At 41.4% G+C, this 16,472-nt stretch carries 15 protein-coding genes; 5 read left to right on the top strand and 10 right to left on the bottom strand.

Annotated elements, in window-relative coordinates:
* Window positions 1-106: 106 nt before the first annotated feature.
* Together lpxD and QUB12_RS06005 are read left to right on the top strand one after the other, a co-directional pair.
* Complete coding sequence (gene lpxD / locus QUB12_RS06010; protein WP_333140661.1) at window positions 107-1,147, top strand: UDP-3-O-(3-hydroxymyristoyl)glucosamine N-acyltransferase; 1,041 nt, start codon at window positions 107-109, stop codon at window positions 1,145-1,147.
* 309 nt (window positions 1,148-1,456) lie between these two features.
* Complete coding sequence (locus tag QUB12_RS06005; RefSeq protein ID WP_333305952.1) at window positions 1,457-2,320, top strand: CPBP family glutamic-type intramembrane protease; 864 nt, start codon at window positions 1,457-1,459, stop codon at window positions 2,318-2,320.
* Window positions 2,321-2,742: 422 nt separating this feature from the next.
* Here the strand turns inward: QUB12_RS06005 and QUB12_RS06000 are convergent, their stop codons facing one another.
* The 8 genes from QUB12_RS06000 to QUB12_RS05965 all read right to left on the bottom strand — a co-directional run bounded on the left by QUB12_RS06000 (window position 2,743) and on the right by QUB12_RS05965 (window position 6,334).
* Window positions 2,743-3,201, bottom strand: coding sequence for a hypothetical protein (locus QUB12_RS06000; protein WP_333140657.1), 459 nt, complete (start codon window positions 3,199-3,201; stop codon window positions 2,743-2,745).
* A gap of 54 nt (window positions 3,202-3,255) precedes the next feature.
* Window positions 3,256-3,618 carry a hypothetical protein gene (locus QUB12_RS05995; RefSeq protein ID WP_333212429.1) on the bottom strand — a complete coding sequence of 121 codons (363 nt, stop codon included), beginning with the start codon at window positions 3,616-3,618 and terminating at the stop codon, window positions 3,256-3,258.
* Between the two features lie 84 nt (window positions 3,619-3,702).
* Window positions 3,703-4,041 (bottom strand): hypothetical protein, encoded by a 339-nt coding sequence (locus tag QUB12_RS05990; protein WP_333154976.1) that lies wholly within the window; start codon window positions 4,039-4,041, stop codon window positions 3,703-3,705.
* A gap of 234 nt (window positions 4,042-4,275) precedes the next feature.
* A protein-coding gene (locus QUB12_RS05985; RefSeq protein ID WP_333212427.1) for an IS1 family transposase occupies window positions 4,276-4,978 on the bottom strand; the annotation gives its coding sequence in 2 pieces (ribosomal slippage) (window positions 4,276-4,657 and window positions 4,656-4,978; 705 coding nt in all).
* Window positions 4,979-4,990: 12 nt separating this feature from the next.
* Window positions 4,991-5,113 (bottom strand): hypothetical protein, encoded by a 123-nt coding sequence (locus QUB12_RS05980; protein ID WP_333212425.1) that lies wholly within the window; start codon window positions 5,111-5,113, stop codon window positions 4,991-4,993.
* 299 nt (window positions 5,114-5,412) lie between these two features.
* Window positions 5,413-5,715, bottom strand: coding sequence for a hypothetical protein (locus QUB12_RS05975; protein WP_333212423.1), 303 nt, complete (start codon window positions 5,713-5,715; stop codon window positions 5,413-5,415).
* 2 nt (window positions 5,716-5,717) lie between these two features.
* On the bottom strand, window positions 5,718-5,825 hold the full coding sequence (locus QUB12_RS05970) for an IS1/IS1595 family N-terminal zinc-binding domain-containing protein (protein WP_445243127.1): 108 nt from the start codon (window positions 5,823-5,825) through the stop codon (window positions 5,718-5,720).
* Between the two features lie 23 nt (window positions 5,826-5,848).
* Window positions 5,849-6,334, bottom strand: a complete 486-nt coding sequence (locus QUB12_RS05965; protein ID WP_333305950.1) for a hypothetical protein — start codon at window positions 6,332-6,334, stop codon at window positions 5,849-5,851.
* 596 nt (window positions 6,335-6,930) lie between these two features.
* Here QUB12_RS05965 and QUB12_RS05960 point away from each other — a divergent pair.
* On the top strand, window positions 6,931-8,913 hold the full coding sequence (locus QUB12_RS05960; RefSeq protein WP_333305949.1) for an NB-ARC domain-containing protein: 1,983 nt from the start codon (window positions 6,931-6,933) through the stop codon (window positions 8,911-8,913).
* A 216-nt stretch (window positions 8,914-9,129) separates the two neighbouring features.
* Here the strand turns inward: QUB12_RS05960 and QUB12_RS05955 are convergent, their stop codons facing one another.
* Window positions 9,130-9,327, bottom strand: coding sequence for a hypothetical protein (locus QUB12_RS05955; RefSeq protein ID WP_333305946.1), 198 nt, complete (start codon window positions 9,325-9,327; stop codon window positions 9,130-9,132).
* Between the two features lie 263 nt (window positions 9,328-9,590).
* On the opposite strand from QUB12_RS05955, the gene QUB12_RS05950 reads away from it, so the two are divergent.
* Window positions 9,591-10,292: an SWIM zinc finger family protein gene (locus QUB12_RS05950; RefSeq protein WP_333305944.1), complete on the top strand. Its 702-nt coding sequence runs from the start codon at window positions 9,591-9,593 to the stop codon at window positions 10,290-10,292.
* Window positions 10,293-10,337: 45 nt separating this feature from the next.
* The gene (locus tag QUB12_RS05945) at window positions 10,338-11,495 is read left to right on the top strand and encodes a hypothetical protein (RefSeq protein ID WP_333305942.1); all 1,158 of its coding nucleotides are present in this window, start codon (window positions 10,338-10,340) and stop codon (window positions 11,493-11,495) included.
* 9 nt (window positions 11,496-11,504) lie between these two features.
* On the opposite strand, the gene QUB12_RS05940 is transcribed toward QUB12_RS05945, so the two are convergent.
* Window positions 11,505-16,262, bottom strand: a complete 4,758-nt coding sequence (locus QUB12_RS05940; protein ID WP_333305940.1) for a CHAT domain-containing protein — start codon at window positions 16,260-16,262, stop codon at window positions 11,505-11,507.
* Between the last annotated feature and the right edge of the window lie 210 nt (window positions 16,263-16,472).

Here is a 16,472-nt window from a genome sequence, read left to right as displayed (position 1 = left end):
TCAAGAAACCGGGGTTTTTGTTTTTTAAATGGCAACTGCTCAGATCGTGCTCCAAAGCTGGTAATTTTAACTATGATCCATCTGTGCTAACAACAAATTTTTATAGATGAAGTTTAGCGAAATAGTACAAAAACTTAATTTAGCCACCAGTCGCACCCTCACAGCGTCGGTTGCTACCGATCCAGAAATTACAGGCGCGGCCCCTGTTGATGAAGCTGCATCGGGCACAATCAGTTACATAGAAGGTGCTAAATTTGCCGTTCATACAGCCACTACAAATGCTTCGGCTTTAATTTTGCCCTTAGATGAAAGTCTTCAAGCTCAATGCGACGATCGCAATATTGCTTGGGTTGCCGCAGCAGATCCGCGATTGCTGTTTGCTGAAACGATCGCCATTTTCTATCAACCGTTTCGCCCAGCATCCGAAATTCATCCCTCAGCCGTCGTTCACCCCTCAGCAGAAATTGGTGAAAATGTCTATATCGGCCCCCACGTCGTTATTCAAGCAAAAGTCAAAATTGGCAGCAACGTTTGCATTCATCCAAATGTCGTAATTTACCCAGATGCGGAAATAGGCGAAGGCACTGTTTTACACGCTAACTGTGTCATTCACGAACGTACTCGCATCGGGGCAAATTGCGTGATTCACAGCGGTGCGGCGATCGGTTCCGAAGGTTTTGGGTTCGTGCCGACAGCCACAGGATGGGTGAAAATGGAGCAGTCTGGCTGCACTGTATTAGAAGAGGGCGTTGAGGTTGGCTGCAACAGCACGATCGACAGGCCCGCTGTCGGAGAAACCCGCATCGGCCAGAATACAAAAATCGACAATTTAGTACAGGTAGGTCATGGCTGTCAAGTAGGGAAAAATTGCGTTTTTGCCGCTCACGTTGGCATGGCTGGCGGAGTAAAAATTGGCAACAATGTAATTTTGGCAGGTCAAGTAGGAATTGCCAATCAAGCCAAAATCGGAGATGGGGCGATCGCCACTGCTAAAGCCGGAATTCACAGCGATGTGCCCGCAGGTGCGATCGTGACGGGCGTTCCAGCAATTCCGCATAAATTATTTCTCAAAGCCGCAGCCGTCTACAACCGCTTGCCCGAAATGTACCAGTCTCTGAGGCAAATTCAGCGCAAGCTCGATCGGTAGTCAATTGGCAGTAGTCAGTTGGCAGTTGGCAGTTGGCAGTTGGCAGTTGGCAGTTGGCAGTAGTCAGTTGGCAGTTGGCAGTTGGCAGTTGGCAGTAGTCAGTAGTCAGTAGTCAGTAGTCAGTAGTCATTAGTCATTAGTTATTAGTTATTAGTTATTAGTCATTAGTTAACAGTCAACAGTCAACAGTTAACAGTCAACAGTCAACAGTTAACAGTCAACAGTCAACAGTCAACAGTCAACAGTCAACAGTCAACAGTTAACAGTTAACAGCCAACAGTCAACAGTATTATAGTTGCAACCCCTTAAATGTGGAATAGTATAACTAACCTGCGACTGCTGTCGCCGTCAATACCAGCAATTGTCAAAATAATCTTCTTTTTCTTGACTTGGATTGTTGTGTGGCTGCCCATAGCAATTGTGCTGGCGATCGCCCTCAAATGGCATCCGCCCCAACCCCTGGGAAACAAAAAATTACCTTTACTAGCTTCCCTCTACGTGATTGTCCCCTTCATTTTATGGGCGACAATGTGGATTGAAAACACCTCTTTTACCAATTGGGGTTGGGATTGGCAACCCGCAGTTTTGATGTCATTAATGCGGGGATTAGGATTAGGAATAATTAGTTTAGTAATTTTATTCGGTCTGCAATTAACCGCAGGCTGCATCGAGCTAAAAAAAAGCGAAAATTCCACAGAAACAGGCGAAAAAACAATTAATTTTTGGACTTTAATTTTTAGCCCTGCTAGTCTGCTGACTCTGTTATTAGGACTGTGGATTAGCGCCACAGAAGAGTTAATCTTTCGCGGCTGCTTGCAAACGATACTCCAGCAAGATTACTCAGTGCTAATCGCAGCAGCGATCGCCAGTTTCATTTTCGCGATCGCCCACCTAATTTGGGCCGCCAAAGAAACTCTACCGCAACTGCCCGGATTGTGGCTGATGGGGATGGTTTTAACATTAGCCCGCATCGCCGACAATGGCAGTTTAGGATTGGCGATCGGCATTCACGCAGCTTGGATTTGGGGTATAACTACCGTAGATACAGAAGGCGCAATTAAACCTACTTCTACCGTACCAGAATGGATTACAGGAATCGCCGCCAAGCCCCTAGCCGGTGCAGCCGGAATTCTGTTATTGCTAGCAACAGCAGCCGTGCTTTTGTTAATTTAAATAAGACTTACCCTAATAAATGCGGTTTCTTATAAAAGATTGGCTCTCCTATATTTGTGGTATAAATGATAGTATAGCAATCCTAAATCATTTGTGAATTTCTTACTCCCTCCCCTTAGCAAGGGGAGGGTTGGGGTGGGGTTAAAAAATTTATGGCTGCTGCAAGAATTGCTATATAAGCGTCTTCCTCATCCGGGATATGGGGATCGCACCACGAGCATTTTTATTCTGCTGAGCACCATAAACTCAGGAGATTTGGATTATGATATCAATTCCGGTGGCACTCCTCATAATAGTTGACTGTTAATTGTTAACTGTTAATTCGAGGTCGCCAAACTCAATGATGGTTGAGTGTTGAATGTTGAGTCGATTTTACGCCCGACGATCAAGCGCGGATTTGATATGATATCTACTCTCTTGAATCAAATATTCAAAGGACGTGATGGCGGTGGTGGCATGGGCGGTTTAGCGATCGCCAGAGACTTAGAATAGCGAGCCTCTAAAACACCACTTCTAAACTGAGCCACTTTTTCTCCCTTCCTGTGAAATACTATCACATTAACCCGACTGCTGTAAATAGTCAGATACCGCTGTTTGACAATGAAGGCAAGAATAATAAAGACAACACCGATAAAAATACTGAGAGTCGGAATTCCTAACCAAAATAGCCACCAAGTACAACCCTCTCCTGTTTCAATCGCTCTAACATCCTCAATCGGAATAAACACTTCTTTTGTTTCTAACCCGAAAAAAGATTCCGAGCTAATTTGTAACATTTCGCCTGCCAATTTAACCGTAATTGTGCCATTACTTTGAACGGGAACAATCCCCACAATTTGACCAGGTGTACCGCTGATTTGGATGAGTTGATTAGATTTCATATTTATTGTCTATTGGCGGTTCGGAAAAGCTATTAGATCGCCTCGTTTTAGGGTTTAGCACGTCCGAAGAATTGTATAACAACAACCTCGACCTATTTGTTGACTCAAACTTGCTCTCCCTATCGCCACAAGTACCACTAAAACCTCCTGCGTATAATAGGCAAGCTGATGCCCATAGCTGTAAGGTAAATCTAACTTGCTGGCAACGGGTTTGAGGACATCTGCTGCTTCATCTTTATTAACTTGATGTCCCTTGAGTTGATTGTACAAATACTCCACTACTTCACAAGTAATGTTTTTTGTAAATACGATTGTAGGTCTTTGAGCCTTAATCACATCTACTCGATAGTTTGAGCCTTCACGGTAGACTAGGTGGCAGTTGCGTAATCTAACCTCTCCAATCAATTCGCTCTCCATCTGTTCCTCCTATTTGATTCTCTAAGCACTTAGCAGAGATATATATTGGGCAATTTACAAATAAAATTGCTCATCTGATGTTTACTAAAACCCAAACTCTTCCCCAAGTCTCCGCCTCAAATCTCCAGATAGTGGTAATTGGCGGATTTCTTGGCAAATTGCAGCATGAGATTCTCCATTTTGAATGCGCTGCCTGTAGATTCCAATTAACAGCGCTTCAAGACCGTACTTAGATAACATTTCTGTCGCTAAACCGATGATGCCCAGCAAGGCAATACCACCGAACATTCCTGCTGGCCCACCTAACATTGCCAAAGCAGTCGTAATTGCGGCAGCTCCTGCAAAACCTGTAGTTGCCATCACAATTAGAAGTAAAATTACAGGCAATCCTAGTCCAGCAGCTTTCCTAACAAACTCGTCCATAATGTTGCTCCTAGTCTGTATATAGAGGAATTAAAAATCCGATAATTTGGTTTTTTTGCCTTGACTTCCGTTTAACAAAGGGATTCAATGAAAGAAGCCCCAAATTTTACTTACTTATTTCATGAATTTTTCCTAATTTATTGAAGGATTTGGTAGGTGTTTAAGTTTGGTCTCTAGTATCTTACCTAGTCCCACTCCAAAAACTTGATAGACAAATCATTGGGCGTTGCTGAATCAAGGTATGAATGCCCCAGGAATGGGAAGATCGTGAAATTTCAAGTAATGTATTAATAACTTAATAGAATGCTTGAGCATTTTCTCACATTTAGAATAACAAAGAGTCTTGCGATGTAGTCTGGCTAAATAATGTCTTAGTCTTGTATTTTCCCCTTCTACTCGTGTCATATAAGTCTTACTGATAATCTGATCGCCATCAGGAATAAACATGGGATATACAGACCATCCATCAGTTACATAAAAATAGCATTTCCATGCACTTACTTTGTCCCATAATGGTTCAAATGTCTTAGCACTATGCTCCCCTAATACCCATCCTAAAATTCCTGGTTGAAAGTGGTCAACCGCTGCCCACAACCAGATCTTGTCGGTTTTTTTTTACATAAGTTTGTAATTCATCGAGCTCACCCACTTCTGGAATGACTTCAGGGTCATAAACATCTGGTAACAGTTTTCCGACTTGTTTTACCCAATTTATTACTGTCGTATGATGAACTCCCTTAACTCGTTCTATCGCCCGTAAACCCATACCATTGACGTACATTTTTAGGCAATCACGTTTGATGCTCTCGCTATAACCTCGATGGGGTTCATACTGATTGATGAATTGACGACCACATTGGACACAAATGTGATTCTGTTTTCCTTTCTTCTTGCCGTTCTTACGGATATGGGTTGATTTACATTCTGGGCATTGCATAAATTATTCCTCCTATTCATACTCTAAGTCAGCAACGCCTAATTTTTCTTTATTTACGGCGGTCGCACTCCGTTCAAGTCGATGCTCTAGTTCCTCAACCGTTTCCTGGATTTGTACCTGAAGTTTGTTCGCCATATTGGATTTCCTCTACTTTTACCCTATATTTTAGTGTACCTTCATAGTGAATTGGTATGATTAACTATGAAGTTTACTTTATTTGCCCAAATGGAATTATCGAGCCGTACCCCAACCTGAGTAATTCATTAAGTTATTTATTTTTCATTCCTATGATGCTGAATCAAAATCTAGCAGGTTAACGTTCGCGCTCACCGGACGCAGATAAACTTTGCATCTCAACCTATCGACTGGTGCATTCCGGTGCAGCGCGATTGTTAGGTGGTGCGCGTACTTATCTCTGCTGTGAATAACAAACTCTATTCCCAGGGATTATCATCTGCCCATGACTCTTCACTATAGTCATCATGTATTGGAAAGGAACCGAAGCGGCTGTTTTCGTATTCACGTCGATGATATCCAATATACTTGCTTCCATCCATTCGATCTACGCTGTTGCAAGCATACCAATCTACATAGTCATCAGACTCATCGTTAGATTCTTCGCTATCGACAACAGATTGTTGATCATGATGAACTTTCTTCAAATGATTTTTCAGCCGATCAAATCTTACTAAAGAACGACATTTTGGGCATTGAACCAACTTCTGTGAACTGCTCATTTCTAAAACCTATCAGTGTATGGAGTGAATTGGACACAAATGTGATTTTGTTTTCCTTTCTTCTTGCCGTTTTTACGGATATGGGTTAATTTACATTCTGGGCATTGCATAAATTATTCCTCCTATTCATACTCTAACTCAGCAACGCCAAATCATTGTTACTACGATCGCCTAGTTGAAGAGCATTATCCATAATTTCCCTGAATTCATAACCCTGATTGCGAGCTAATACACCCCCAAGCTTAACAGTCAAAAATTCGACTACAGCCCCGTCTCGTTTATCGATAAATTGGACGCTGATAGACTGAACTTTAGCCGTCTTACTTTGCTTGTTGGTCAACCGCCCTACCAGAAATCGCTGAGTTCCTGTATTTTGCATCGCTAATCCAGTTAACTCCAGTCCATTCACAAGCTGAACCCTAAAAGGGTCTGGCTTCCGCGTGTTTTCAGGTGGTTTGGGAAATCGACAAAGCCGATCGAGAGATTCATACTGTTTTCTTTCAGAATTCAACTGAAAACACCCCGGATATTCTTGGGCGATCGCCCTCGGAAACAGATTGAAAACAGACAGAAGCGCGATCGTCGGTAAAGCGGTTATCAACTTGACGCACCTAAACATGGCCTTTTACTCTCCAATCAGCAACGATGCTCGTAAGTTGTTTTAGTCCAGCAGTTTTCACAGGTAAATCTGGTTTCGACCTCCACTGATTAACCAGGGTCAAACCCAAAAATTATGCAAAACTGAGGGGGAAACTGTATTCAGGTTCGCTGAACTCAGAAAGCTCTCCGGCTGTACCGACTTTCTGAAACGTCCACCGCACCTAACTGAGATTAATGTATCAAGCATAGTTCTAGTTTGTCAAGCTAATGCTCACAAAAATCTCATTAAATGAGATAAAACCCTCAAAAGTCGATTTCACAAGGCTCTAGACCCTCTAACGGCAACTTAACTAAGCTCTCAACCTTTACAAATAAAGTAGCATGACCTAGAAATGGCTCCAAATTTCAGCCGATCGCCCCTCAACTATTCTGTTGTCTATCTCATTTATCTCTTTCTAAGTGAGAAAAAAGCCCATATAATCAAGTTACAGCCCAGAAGCCTCTGTTTCCACTGCCAAAATTCCTGTGTTCGCTGATTTCGCGCGATCGCCCCGTCCTTTCCCAGCTATCTTTGAGTAGAACCGCCAGCTTTGTAATACCTGTATTCAACGTAGTATGAAACTTCCCGAAGATTTTTTAATAACTTTAGCCACTAAAGTTGGCATTTCCGAAAACGAATTTGAAGTCTTATCAAGAGCAATCAAAGGCGAATCCATGTCTGATATTTCAGACCAGCTTCGCGTTCGCAAAGATGCCTTACAAAAACGCCTGGGAGAAGTGTATAAAAAATTTGAAGTTCAAGGTGCTGGGCCTGGAAAATTAGCCAAACTCCAGCAAATTCTCGTAACTGAATACCAGAAACAAGTTTCCACTAACCGTCACGATGCCACAAGCGACCGCGAAGTTGCTCCAACCGTAGAGAATACCCGCTTTCAAGACACAACTATCCCTCAATTCTCACCGCGTATTGATTGGGGAGAAGTCCCAGCTAAAGAACCTTTTTACGGACGCAATTCCGAAATAGAAACTCTCCAAAAATGGATAGTAACAAACCGTTGTCGAGTAGTCACAATTTGTGGCATGGGAGGGATTGGCAAAACAGCATTAGCTACCCAAACTCTACAACAAATTCAAGGGGAATTTCAAACCATAATATGGCGAAATCTCGCCACCTCTGCCCCCCTTGAAAAACTCTTGCCAGAGCTATTGCAATTCCTATCTCATCATTCACAAATCGACCTTCCCAAACCCAGCAACTCACTCATCGCCCAATTAATAGAACATTTGCGTTTAACCCGCTGTTTATTAGTCTTCGATGAAGTCGAAACTATCCTCGAAAGCGGACAGCTAGCAGGACACTACCGCCCCGGAGACGAAAGTTACCGGGAACTCTTCCAACAAATAGCACAAACCTCTCACCAAAGTTGCCTGCTTCTCATCAGTTGGACTCACCCTATAGAAATCGATAATTTAGCAGAAGAAACCTTACATTGTCGAGCTTTAGAACTGAGTGAGTTACCAGAAAAGGATGCCAAACAAATCATTTTATCCGCCCCCCAAGTTTCTACTTCAGAGAGTAATTTACTATCAGAACTCATTTACCTATATGGCGGCAATCCCCTCCTTTTAAAAATAGCTGTCACTCACGCTCAAGATATGTTAGCCGGCAATTTAGCACAACTCATCAAAAAAACTCCCTCGGTTATTGAGGGCATTGTCCGAGATTTCTTTGAGCATCAATTTCAGGATTTTTATGAATTAGAAGTAAAAGTGTTGTCTAGTTTGGCAAGCAATAAACCCGCCACCATTAGCGAGTTGCAATCCAGTCTACTATTTGCTGAAGACTTATCAGAATTGAAACTGGCTATAGAAATTCTAATTGAGCGATCGCTCCTGCAAGCCCTCACCGAGTCCGGGGAAGAACGCCTGACAGTCAGCCCGCAGGCTAGGCGATTTGTCACCCATCAATTAATTGCTAAATACCTGAATCAAATTGGTTACAAGAAATACTTAGAGAGTGAGTTACAGACGGCCAAATGTTATTTAACACAAACCCTTCGCTACAATCCAGAACTGCCAGCAGCTAACTACAATTTAGGGTCAACCTACGAAAAACTCGAAGATTTGTCCAACGCTCGCCAGCACTACAAAAAAGCAGCAGAATATAAAAACAGTCGCGCTGCCGGTGCGGCTGTCAATAATTTAGCTCGATTGGAAATTCTCAGCGAAAATTTTGACATAGCGGTAGAGCTAATTCTCTCCATTTTGCCAAAAGTTAATGACAAAATGGTGCAAGTCACGCTCCACAAAAATCTGGGATGGGCTTATCTAGGAATGCAACTTTACAGTGACGCCGAGACTCATCTGGAAAAAGCAATTGAATTAGGTAACTCCTATGCTGTTGCACACTGCTTGCTAGCACAAGTTCTCGAAGCAAAAGGGGAGACAACAGCAGCTCTTTCTTGCTGGCAAAAATGCCTGAATTGCTCTGCCCAAGGCCAACAACAAGAAGGTATGGCGTGGAAACTTCCAGAATTAAGTATTTGGAAGAGCTTTGCCCGCGAGAGGCTCAGTGCTTCGGGCCGAGAACCTAATTAATTAAATTTTAATTAAATTACAGTAGGGTGCGTCAGTAGTTCTCAGTTTTTCGCTCCTACTTCACCATTTAACTAGCTGACGCACCCTACTGAAAGCTCGCTAGCAATTAAAGTTATTTAGGATCGCAAATTAAATAACTTACAATTTTAATTGTTATTGTGGGACGGGCGGGACGCCCATCCCACAAACTTGTGGAAGTTATTTATTTCTCATTCCTTAGTTCGGAGGAACTATCGGATCGTCCTCTCCAGAAGTGCATTTTGTTCTGCGCTCAACTTGGGCAATTTCCATCAAGGGATAACTACCAACGGCTGATACTAAACTTGCCTCTATATTGGCAATGATTTCTCCCGCAGCATTGGGAACCCCCATTGCTAATAATGTCAGGGGGGTAGATGAAACTATAGGTATCACAGCTCGTTTCTCCGTCAAAGAAAGGGATAAGGGAGAAGCTAGTTGGCCAACTGCGCTCTATTATTAACCAGGGGGTAGGGAAACAATTATGCAAAATTTTAATAAAAAAATTCCCCTCATCAAGCTGCAAACCTTCTCAGTGCTTGCTTTACGGATTATTGAATTTTCTGTAAATCGTACATTGAGACGCAATTAAATCCTAGGCAGGGTACATCTCTGAGGTAAAATTAAGTCTAATCCTTTAATTGCTCAGGCATAGTCTCATGCCAATTCCCAAACTTAGTGAAGCGACGATCCAGCATAATACCTCTGCCGCCTCCCTCAAGCGCGGTGAAACTTACTATTTAGCGGGTAATGTTACTAGCGCTGTCCTGCGTGGCAATATTGTGCAAGCAATAGTGGAGGGTTCTGCTGTGCAACCTTACCGTATTACGATAAACTTTGATGACGCTAATGTGGCATCATCAAATTGCACTTGTGCTTACGATCGCGTTGGGTGGTGTAAACATATTGTTGCTACCATGTTATTATGTCTGCGACAACCACAAATAATTGAGCAGCGCCCCACACTGGAACAGTTACTCGATCGCCTCAACGATATACAAACCCAGCAATTAATACAACATTTAGTAGAAAAGCAACCCTCACTCATCGATCCGATCGAACGATACGTTAACTTAAGTGCTATTCCTACGCCTCCACAGCAACCTACTAAAGCACCCCGTCGTACCTCCATTAATCCGGCTCCTTTTAGACAACAAGTACGACAAATTTTGCGAAATGCTGTGCGTTATTTCGACGAGGGATGGGGGGAAGAAGACCCCATTACAGAAGAAGTTTTAGATGTGATTCAGCAAGCACAGGAATTGATTGCAGAGGGAGATGGTAACAACGCCTTAAGCTGTGGAGCATTTAAACCAGTAACGAGGCTAGTAGGGTGCGTCATTCGCGAACCCTTACGCTGAAACGGAAAACCTTAGATGCTGACGCACCTTACGCAAGTCCTTTAAATGCCGAACAGCTTAGTAATTTTACAAGCCATCACCGAAGCCTGCGTTAAAGATTGGGATGACGTAGAAGAATATGGCGCTGAAAGTTCAGATATAGCTAACGCTTTGGATGAAGCTTGGACAGAAGCCATTTTAACGGCTGAACTAACTGCTGAAGAAGAGATCGATCTTCAGGGGATGTTAGAAGCTTGGCAAGATGAATGGGATTGCGATTTCACCATGAGCTTGAAAGCATTACGCCAAGGTTTGGATGACCCCCTAATTCAACAGGTACTTCAAGGAAATATTACGGGGCAAGAAATAGGAGCTAATGACCCACCAAAATGTGCTAAGAACTTAGCATTAATTCGCTTGCAAATCCTCGATCGCCAGGAACGCTATCAAGAATACTTATACTTAGCCCAAGCAGAAAACTGCTCTCAACAATACTTGACGATGTTAAGTCGTTTGGGGAGAGTAGAAGAAGCAGTGGAAGCTGCTGCTACTCAGATGAACTCAGCGGAAGATGCTTTTGCTCTCGCTCAAAGTTTACAAGCACAGGAAGCCCAAGCTGAAGCTCTAAAAATTGCTCAAACTGGGTTGAATTTGTCAGGCAATTGCCTTTATAAACTGGCAATTTGGACGAGTGAGTTGGCTGTTGAATTGGGAGAAAACGAAGTTGCATTAAATTCTAGAATGCGGGTATTTCAAATCAAACCATCCTTTGCCGATTATCTTTTAGTGAAGGAGTTTGCAGGAAACAGTTGGTCAACTGTGAAAGCAAATTTGTTAGCAACTCTGAGAAGTGATAGAAGTTGGGGAGTTTCTGAAGCACAGGTTGATATTTTTCTCTATGAGGGACTTATTGAAGATGCGATCGCTGTTGCTGATGGTTTGAGTGGCTACGAATCGGCACTGATTCACCGAGTAATGGGGGCTGCGATCGCCCACCGCCCCGATTGGACGATCGCCAATGCTTGTCGGCTTGCTGAATCGATTATGGATCGGGGGAAATCAGAGGACTACGATCGTGCAATTAAGTGGTTGGAAAAAGCCCGCGCTGCCTATTTACAAATGGGGCAAAATCTTCAGTGGTGTGCTTATCGTTCTCAACTTATGCAAGTACACAATCGGAAGCGGAAGTTAATGGGGATGCTGAAGAGTCCAGATTTAGATTGAGGCTGAAGTTTACCGTAAACCGGAACAAGTGAAAGCGGCCCAATAAAAAGGGTCAGCAAAAGGGAAATCTAAGCAACTAATTATTTGCAGTCGTTCCAAAGTTTTGTAATTGCGTGTTGCTGTTTCGGCCCGCTTTTCTTCCTCTTGTAGCCATTGTAGATAGTTGGCAGAACCTTCTGGATAGGAATTACGCTGGTTTTCTGCAAACTGGCGATCGCCCTCCGCCTCTTCAAATTTGCGTTCTAATAAATCAGCAAGTTGGGGAGAATAGCAAGCGACAAATTCTGATCCAGAGAGCGATCGCAAATTTATTTGTGCTTGCTGCAATGCTTTTGGGCGGCTACTTCCTTGCTGCCGAAGTTTGTGATAAAAAATTGAAAATAACGCTGTTGCTAAATCATCTACAGCCCACAGCGTGCTCACAACACTCCGAGCACCCGCACATAAAAAGCCCGTCGATAATGTCAAAATATCATCAGTAATTTCCGTAGTTCCTAACCCTGTTTCACAACAGGATAAAAACACATCAACTAAATGAGGCAGCCGCCAGCCCGGTGTCATTAACTGTCCCAAAGTAATGCTACCATCTGCCAATTGCAGTCGGGATTCTAACGGATTATCAAGGCGAGATTGAGCATGATGGCTAGAGATAATTCCCTGGACTTGTAAAGAAAGTTGCCGATAGTTGCTGACCGTTGCTTGGCTACGTCCTCGTAAGTGTTGTTCATTGCGAATATTATACAGTTTGGCAATTTGTTCACCCTCAAAACTTGCACAGGGTAAATCTTCCGTTGCATCTTCCACAATACCATACATTAGTCGATCGTTGACAGGTGGACGTTTGTGGCAAAATTCTAAAACTTGACAACTAGGAGTGTAACGAATTAGAAATTTATCGCCTAAATATTGACCATTTTCTAAGGGTAAAGCAGCAAAAGGAATTTGGTGTAGGCAAAGGTGAGGAACAATAATCAGTTCCTCGATATTATTAAGGTACTGACGAATCAGGTTATCGATTTGCAGACGGCGGGAAAGTTTAGCTAAAAACTGCGGAATTCGATTTCTCCACTTAGCTTTACATTGTAATTGCTCTTGGGCTGATTTACTTGAATCGCCAGAATCTAAGTAGGGTGTTAGCCAATTTTTATTAATCCATTTTTGTAAGTTTTTCCCTCGTCTTCTAGTTATTTTGTACAAATTAAGTTCGGCTTGTCGCAAAACAAATACATATGTATCTTCCTCAGTAGTGTAAAAATTAAGTATTGCTGTAGTAGGGCGATCGATGAGTTCTTGGATAGCGGTTAAATTAGGGGGACTGACTTGAATTTCGCCCGCTAAAACCGGATCTAAACGTCTTAGTTGTTCCCAAATTAGTTGTTTTTCACTTTCTAAACCTTGGATATTTTCACTAATGGCTTCTAAAGCTGCTCTATTGCGTGTACAATCCATATCAATTAGATCCTTAGCTCTAAATGCAATTAACTTCTGCTTTTTACTTGATTTCTTTAAACCGGAACGTTCGCAATCTATCTGTCGTTGAATTCCTTCAAATTCGGCTAAATATTCTTCTACTTCTGAAGGTATATCTCCATGAGAGTAAAGGTCATTACTGGCAATTAAATCTACTAACCGACGAGAGCGGGAACGTTCTACATATTCAAAAGCTTGTGGAAAATTTTTCGTATTAACTAATGCTTGTACAATATTTTCATAAAGATATATATCTTCTCCTAAAATTTCTTGGCGGCGTCGATCGGTATTAGCCCAAACTCGCAATTGTTCTAAAGCTTCAATACCAAGACTATACCCTTCAATGGCTTCTCTCCATAGTCCTAATTTGAAGGCAATTTGACCTAAAACTTGTCCCGAAATCAGACAAAGTTGTGGGAAAGCTTGAGGCGTTCTGACTTTTAATGCTAACTTAAAGTATTGAATTGCTTCGGTAAACTGCTCTAAATTGTGGTAGAGATAACCTAAATTATTTTGTACAGTTGCCCAATTTTCAGGAAAATCTTTGAGAGTATAAACTTCTAAAGCAGCTTGGTAATAGTCCCGCGCCAGTTTGAGGTTTTCGTCAACACTTCCTTGAGTGCGATCGCTATAAGCATAACCTAAGTTTAATTGCACCATAGCCCAATCTTCAGGAAAATCTTTCTGAGTATAAACTTCCAAAGCTGACTTATAGTAAAAAATAGCCATTTCTAAATTTTCAACTTCATTTTCAATAGTGCGCCTCCTATAGGCATTTCCTAAATTATTTTGGATCATTGCCCAATTTTCCGGGTTAATTTGACGGGTATTTACTTGCAAAGCCATTTGATAGTAATTAATGGCTATTTCTAAGTTATTATCCTCATCTCCTAGCAGACGTTCGCTATAAGCACTACCAATTATATTTTGCAGCATTGCCCACTGTTCAGGGAAATCTGAACGAGTATATATTAGTAAAGCATTTTCATAACATTTGATAGCACTTTCTAAATGGTGTAAAGAATCTCCATAAATTCGTTCACTATGAGCAACTCCTAAATGCTGTTGTGTTTCCGCCCACTGTTCAGGATAATTTTCATAATTACGAACTTGCAAGGCATTATTAAAAGCTTCGATTGCTAATTCTATATTTTCGAGACGGCTACCATATTTGCGATTGAGATAAGCAATCCCTACATTATTTTGAATCATCGACCATTGTTTACGATTAAATGCTTTTTGATAAGATTCAAGACAGGTAAGATAAAGAACAATAGCTTCTTCTACATTTTCTGCTTGATTCCCTTGAGCATTTCTTAAATAAAAAGTTCCTAAGTTATTTTTGAGCAAACCCCAAATTTCAGGAAATTGACTAGAACAGCCAGCATCTAAAGCAATTTTATAATAGCTGAGAGCTTTCTCAAGGTTATCAACTCGCTCTCCTTTAACTCTATTTTGATAGCCATACCCTAAATTATTCTGAATTTTTAACCAATTTTCTAAATAACTGTCTGGATCATAAATAGTTAAGGCATTTTGAGAAGCAGCAATTGAAGCTTCAATATTTTCGGAGAAATCTCCTTTTAATCTCTCTAAATAAGCAACTCCTAAGTTAAGTTGTATCAATCCCCACACTTCTGTAAAAATCTCAGAATTATACACTTGTAATCCTAATTCATAATATGCAATTGCCCGTTCCAAGTTATCCGAATATTTCCCCGTTGTAGAAAGGTAATAGGAAAATCCTAAATTATTTTGAGTGTTCGCCCAATTGTCGGGATAATCCTCACGATTATAAACTTGTAAAGTAGCCTCTATCAAACTCCTACCTAATTCTATATTCTGTTCTTGACTTCCCTTGAATCTGCTGAGATATGTCGCCCCTAAATCATTATGAATAAAAGCCCATAATTCAGGAAATTCTTCTTTATTACAACTTTGTAGAGCAGTTTGATAACACTCAATCGCTTTCTCAAGATTATCAGCACGATTTTCTATTTTTTGACGGTAAGCATCTCCCATACAAAATTGGATCGTACTCGATTGTTCGGGGAAGTCTTCAGCACTATAAACAGTTAAAGCTGCTTGATAACACTCAATTGCTTTTTGGAGATTGTCGTCTCGATTCTCTTCAATTGTAATATAAGCATTACCTAAGCTCTCTTGAGTTTCTGCCCAGTGTATGGGATAATCAGTATAAGTACGGACTTGTAAGGCATTGTGAAAAGTGGCGATCGCCCTTTCAAGGTTATCTAATTTTTCTCCTTGAATACGATTATAATAAGCTAGACCCAAATTATTTTGAATTCTTGCCCAATCTGTAGGATTATCCTCTTTTGGATAAACAGCCAAAGCAGCTTGATAATATTTAATTCCTACTTCTATATTTTCCGATTCATCTCCCTTAACACGGTGGAGATAAGCCAAACCTAAATCATGCTGAATTTCCGCCGTTTTTAAGGGAAACTCTTGACAATTGCAGACTTTTAATGCTAATTCAAAAGCAGCGATCGCCCTCTCCAGATTTTCTTCTAAATCACCTTCAACTCTGTCAAAATAAACTAAACCTAAGCGATGTTGAATTACACTCCATAATTGCGGTTCATCGGTATCATTACAACATTGTAAAGCTAATTCATAACACTTAATTGCCCTTTCTAAATTCCTGCTACGGTTCCCAGCAAGGCGAATTTGATAAGCAAACCCCAAATGGTTTTGAGCAATCAACCAATCCTGGTGGTAATCTTCTCGATTGAGCGCCGTGGTTACTTGTTGATATCCCGCGATCGCAATTTCAATATTGTTTACACAATCGCCCATAGTAAATTCTTGAATAAGACCACTAAAAGTGCCAATTACAGTGGCTATATCGTAAGCTTCTTCAGACTCTAATTTCGCTAGAATGTCAGTTGCCCAAGTTCGCAAAAACCAATCAAAATTATCATCTAATTTATCTAAATTTTTTTCTAAAATAGGATATACAACTTCTGCATTTCCTTCACTTGCTTCGATTGCTTCCAAAACTTCTAGGAAAAAATTTAACGATTCCTCAGAATTAGCTAATTCCGATCGAATATTAATTAAGTCTTTTATCCTCGTCGCAGCACTCCGCAGCCAGTCAGATCCCTCTTCATTTTCCTCAACTAATAACTCGTTTGCTACCTCGTCCATTACCTCTAATAAACCTTCATTAAGGAGGTCTGAATAGTCATCCAAAATATCTCGTTCTTCACCTTCGGGACAGGTACGTAGCATTTCAATTAGGTGACGATAATCAGAGTTTAGCTGTTCTTTCATGTTACATTTTTTGGGTTAATACCAGTTTTGGTTTCATATCAATTCCGGTTGCACGATCGACATGATATAGAGGAGACGGCAGTCCCGTTTCCCTACCCGGATTAATTTTCGGGAGACGGGGCACTGCGCCGTGTCGAAAGCTGTGGGTAATATTCATTCCGATGGTAGGGGATTTGATATCACAGGAGTGCAAGTATCTGTATCGTTACA

The sequence above is a fragment of the Microcoleus sp. B7-D4 genome, assembly GCF_036705125.1.
In the GTDB taxonomy this organism is placed as follows: Bacteria; Cyanobacteriota; Cyanobacteriia; order Cyanobacteriales; family Microcoleaceae; genus Microcoleus.
This window is presented reverse-complemented; position numbering and strand designations above follow the sequence as displayed.

Excerpts from the sequence above, each read along its gene's own strand:
- lpxD (WP_333140661.1), top strand. The coding sequence starts at position 107 with ATGAAGTTTAGCGAAATAGTACAAAAACTTAATTTAGCCACCAGTCGC.
- QUB12_RS06005 (WP_333305952.1), top strand. The coding sequence starts at position 1,457 with ATGTGGAATAGTATAACTAACCTGCGACTGCTGTCGCCGTCAATACCA.
- QUB12_RS06000 (WP_333140657.1), bottom strand. The coding sequence starts at position 3,201 with ATGAAATCTAATCAACTCATCCAAATCAGCGGTACACCTGGTCAAATT.
- QUB12_RS05995 (WP_333212429.1), bottom strand. The coding sequence starts at position 3,618 with ATGGAGAGCGAATTGATTGGAGAGGTTAGATTACGCAACTGCCACCTA.
- QUB12_RS05990 (WP_333154976.1), bottom strand. The coding sequence starts at position 4,041 with ATGGACGAGTTTGTTAGGAAAGCTGCTGGACTAGGATTGCCTGTAATT.
- QUB12_RS05980 (WP_333212425.1), bottom strand. The coding sequence starts at position 5,113 with ATGGCGAACAAACTTCAGGTACAAATCCAGGAAACGGTTGAGGAACTA.
- QUB12_RS05975 (WP_333212423.1), bottom strand. The coding sequence starts at position 5,715 with ATGAGCAGTTCACAGAAGTTGGTTCAATGCCCAAAATGTCGTTCTTTA.
- QUB12_RS05970 (WP_445243127.1), bottom strand. The coding sequence starts at position 5,825 with ATGCAATGCCCAGAATGTAAATTAACCCATATCCGTAAAAACGGCAAG.
- QUB12_RS05965 (WP_333305950.1), bottom strand. The coding sequence starts at position 6,334 with ATGTTTAGGTGCGTCAAGTTGATAACCGCTTTACCGACGATCGCGCTT.
- QUB12_RS05960 (WP_333305949.1), top strand. The coding sequence starts at position 6,931 with ATGAAACTTCCCGAAGATTTTTTAATAACTTTAGCCACTAAAGTTGGC.
- QUB12_RS05950 (WP_333305944.1), top strand. The coding sequence starts at position 9,591 with ATGCCAATTCCCAAACTTAGTGAAGCGACGATCCAGCATAATACCTCT.
- QUB12_RS05945 (WP_333305942.1), top strand. The coding sequence starts at position 10,338 with ATGCCGAACAGCTTAGTAATTTTACAAGCCATCACCGAAGCCTGCGTT.
- QUB12_RS05940 (WP_333305940.1), bottom strand. The coding sequence starts at position 16,262 with ATGAAAGAACAGCTAAACTCTGATTATCGTCACCTAATTGAAATGCTA.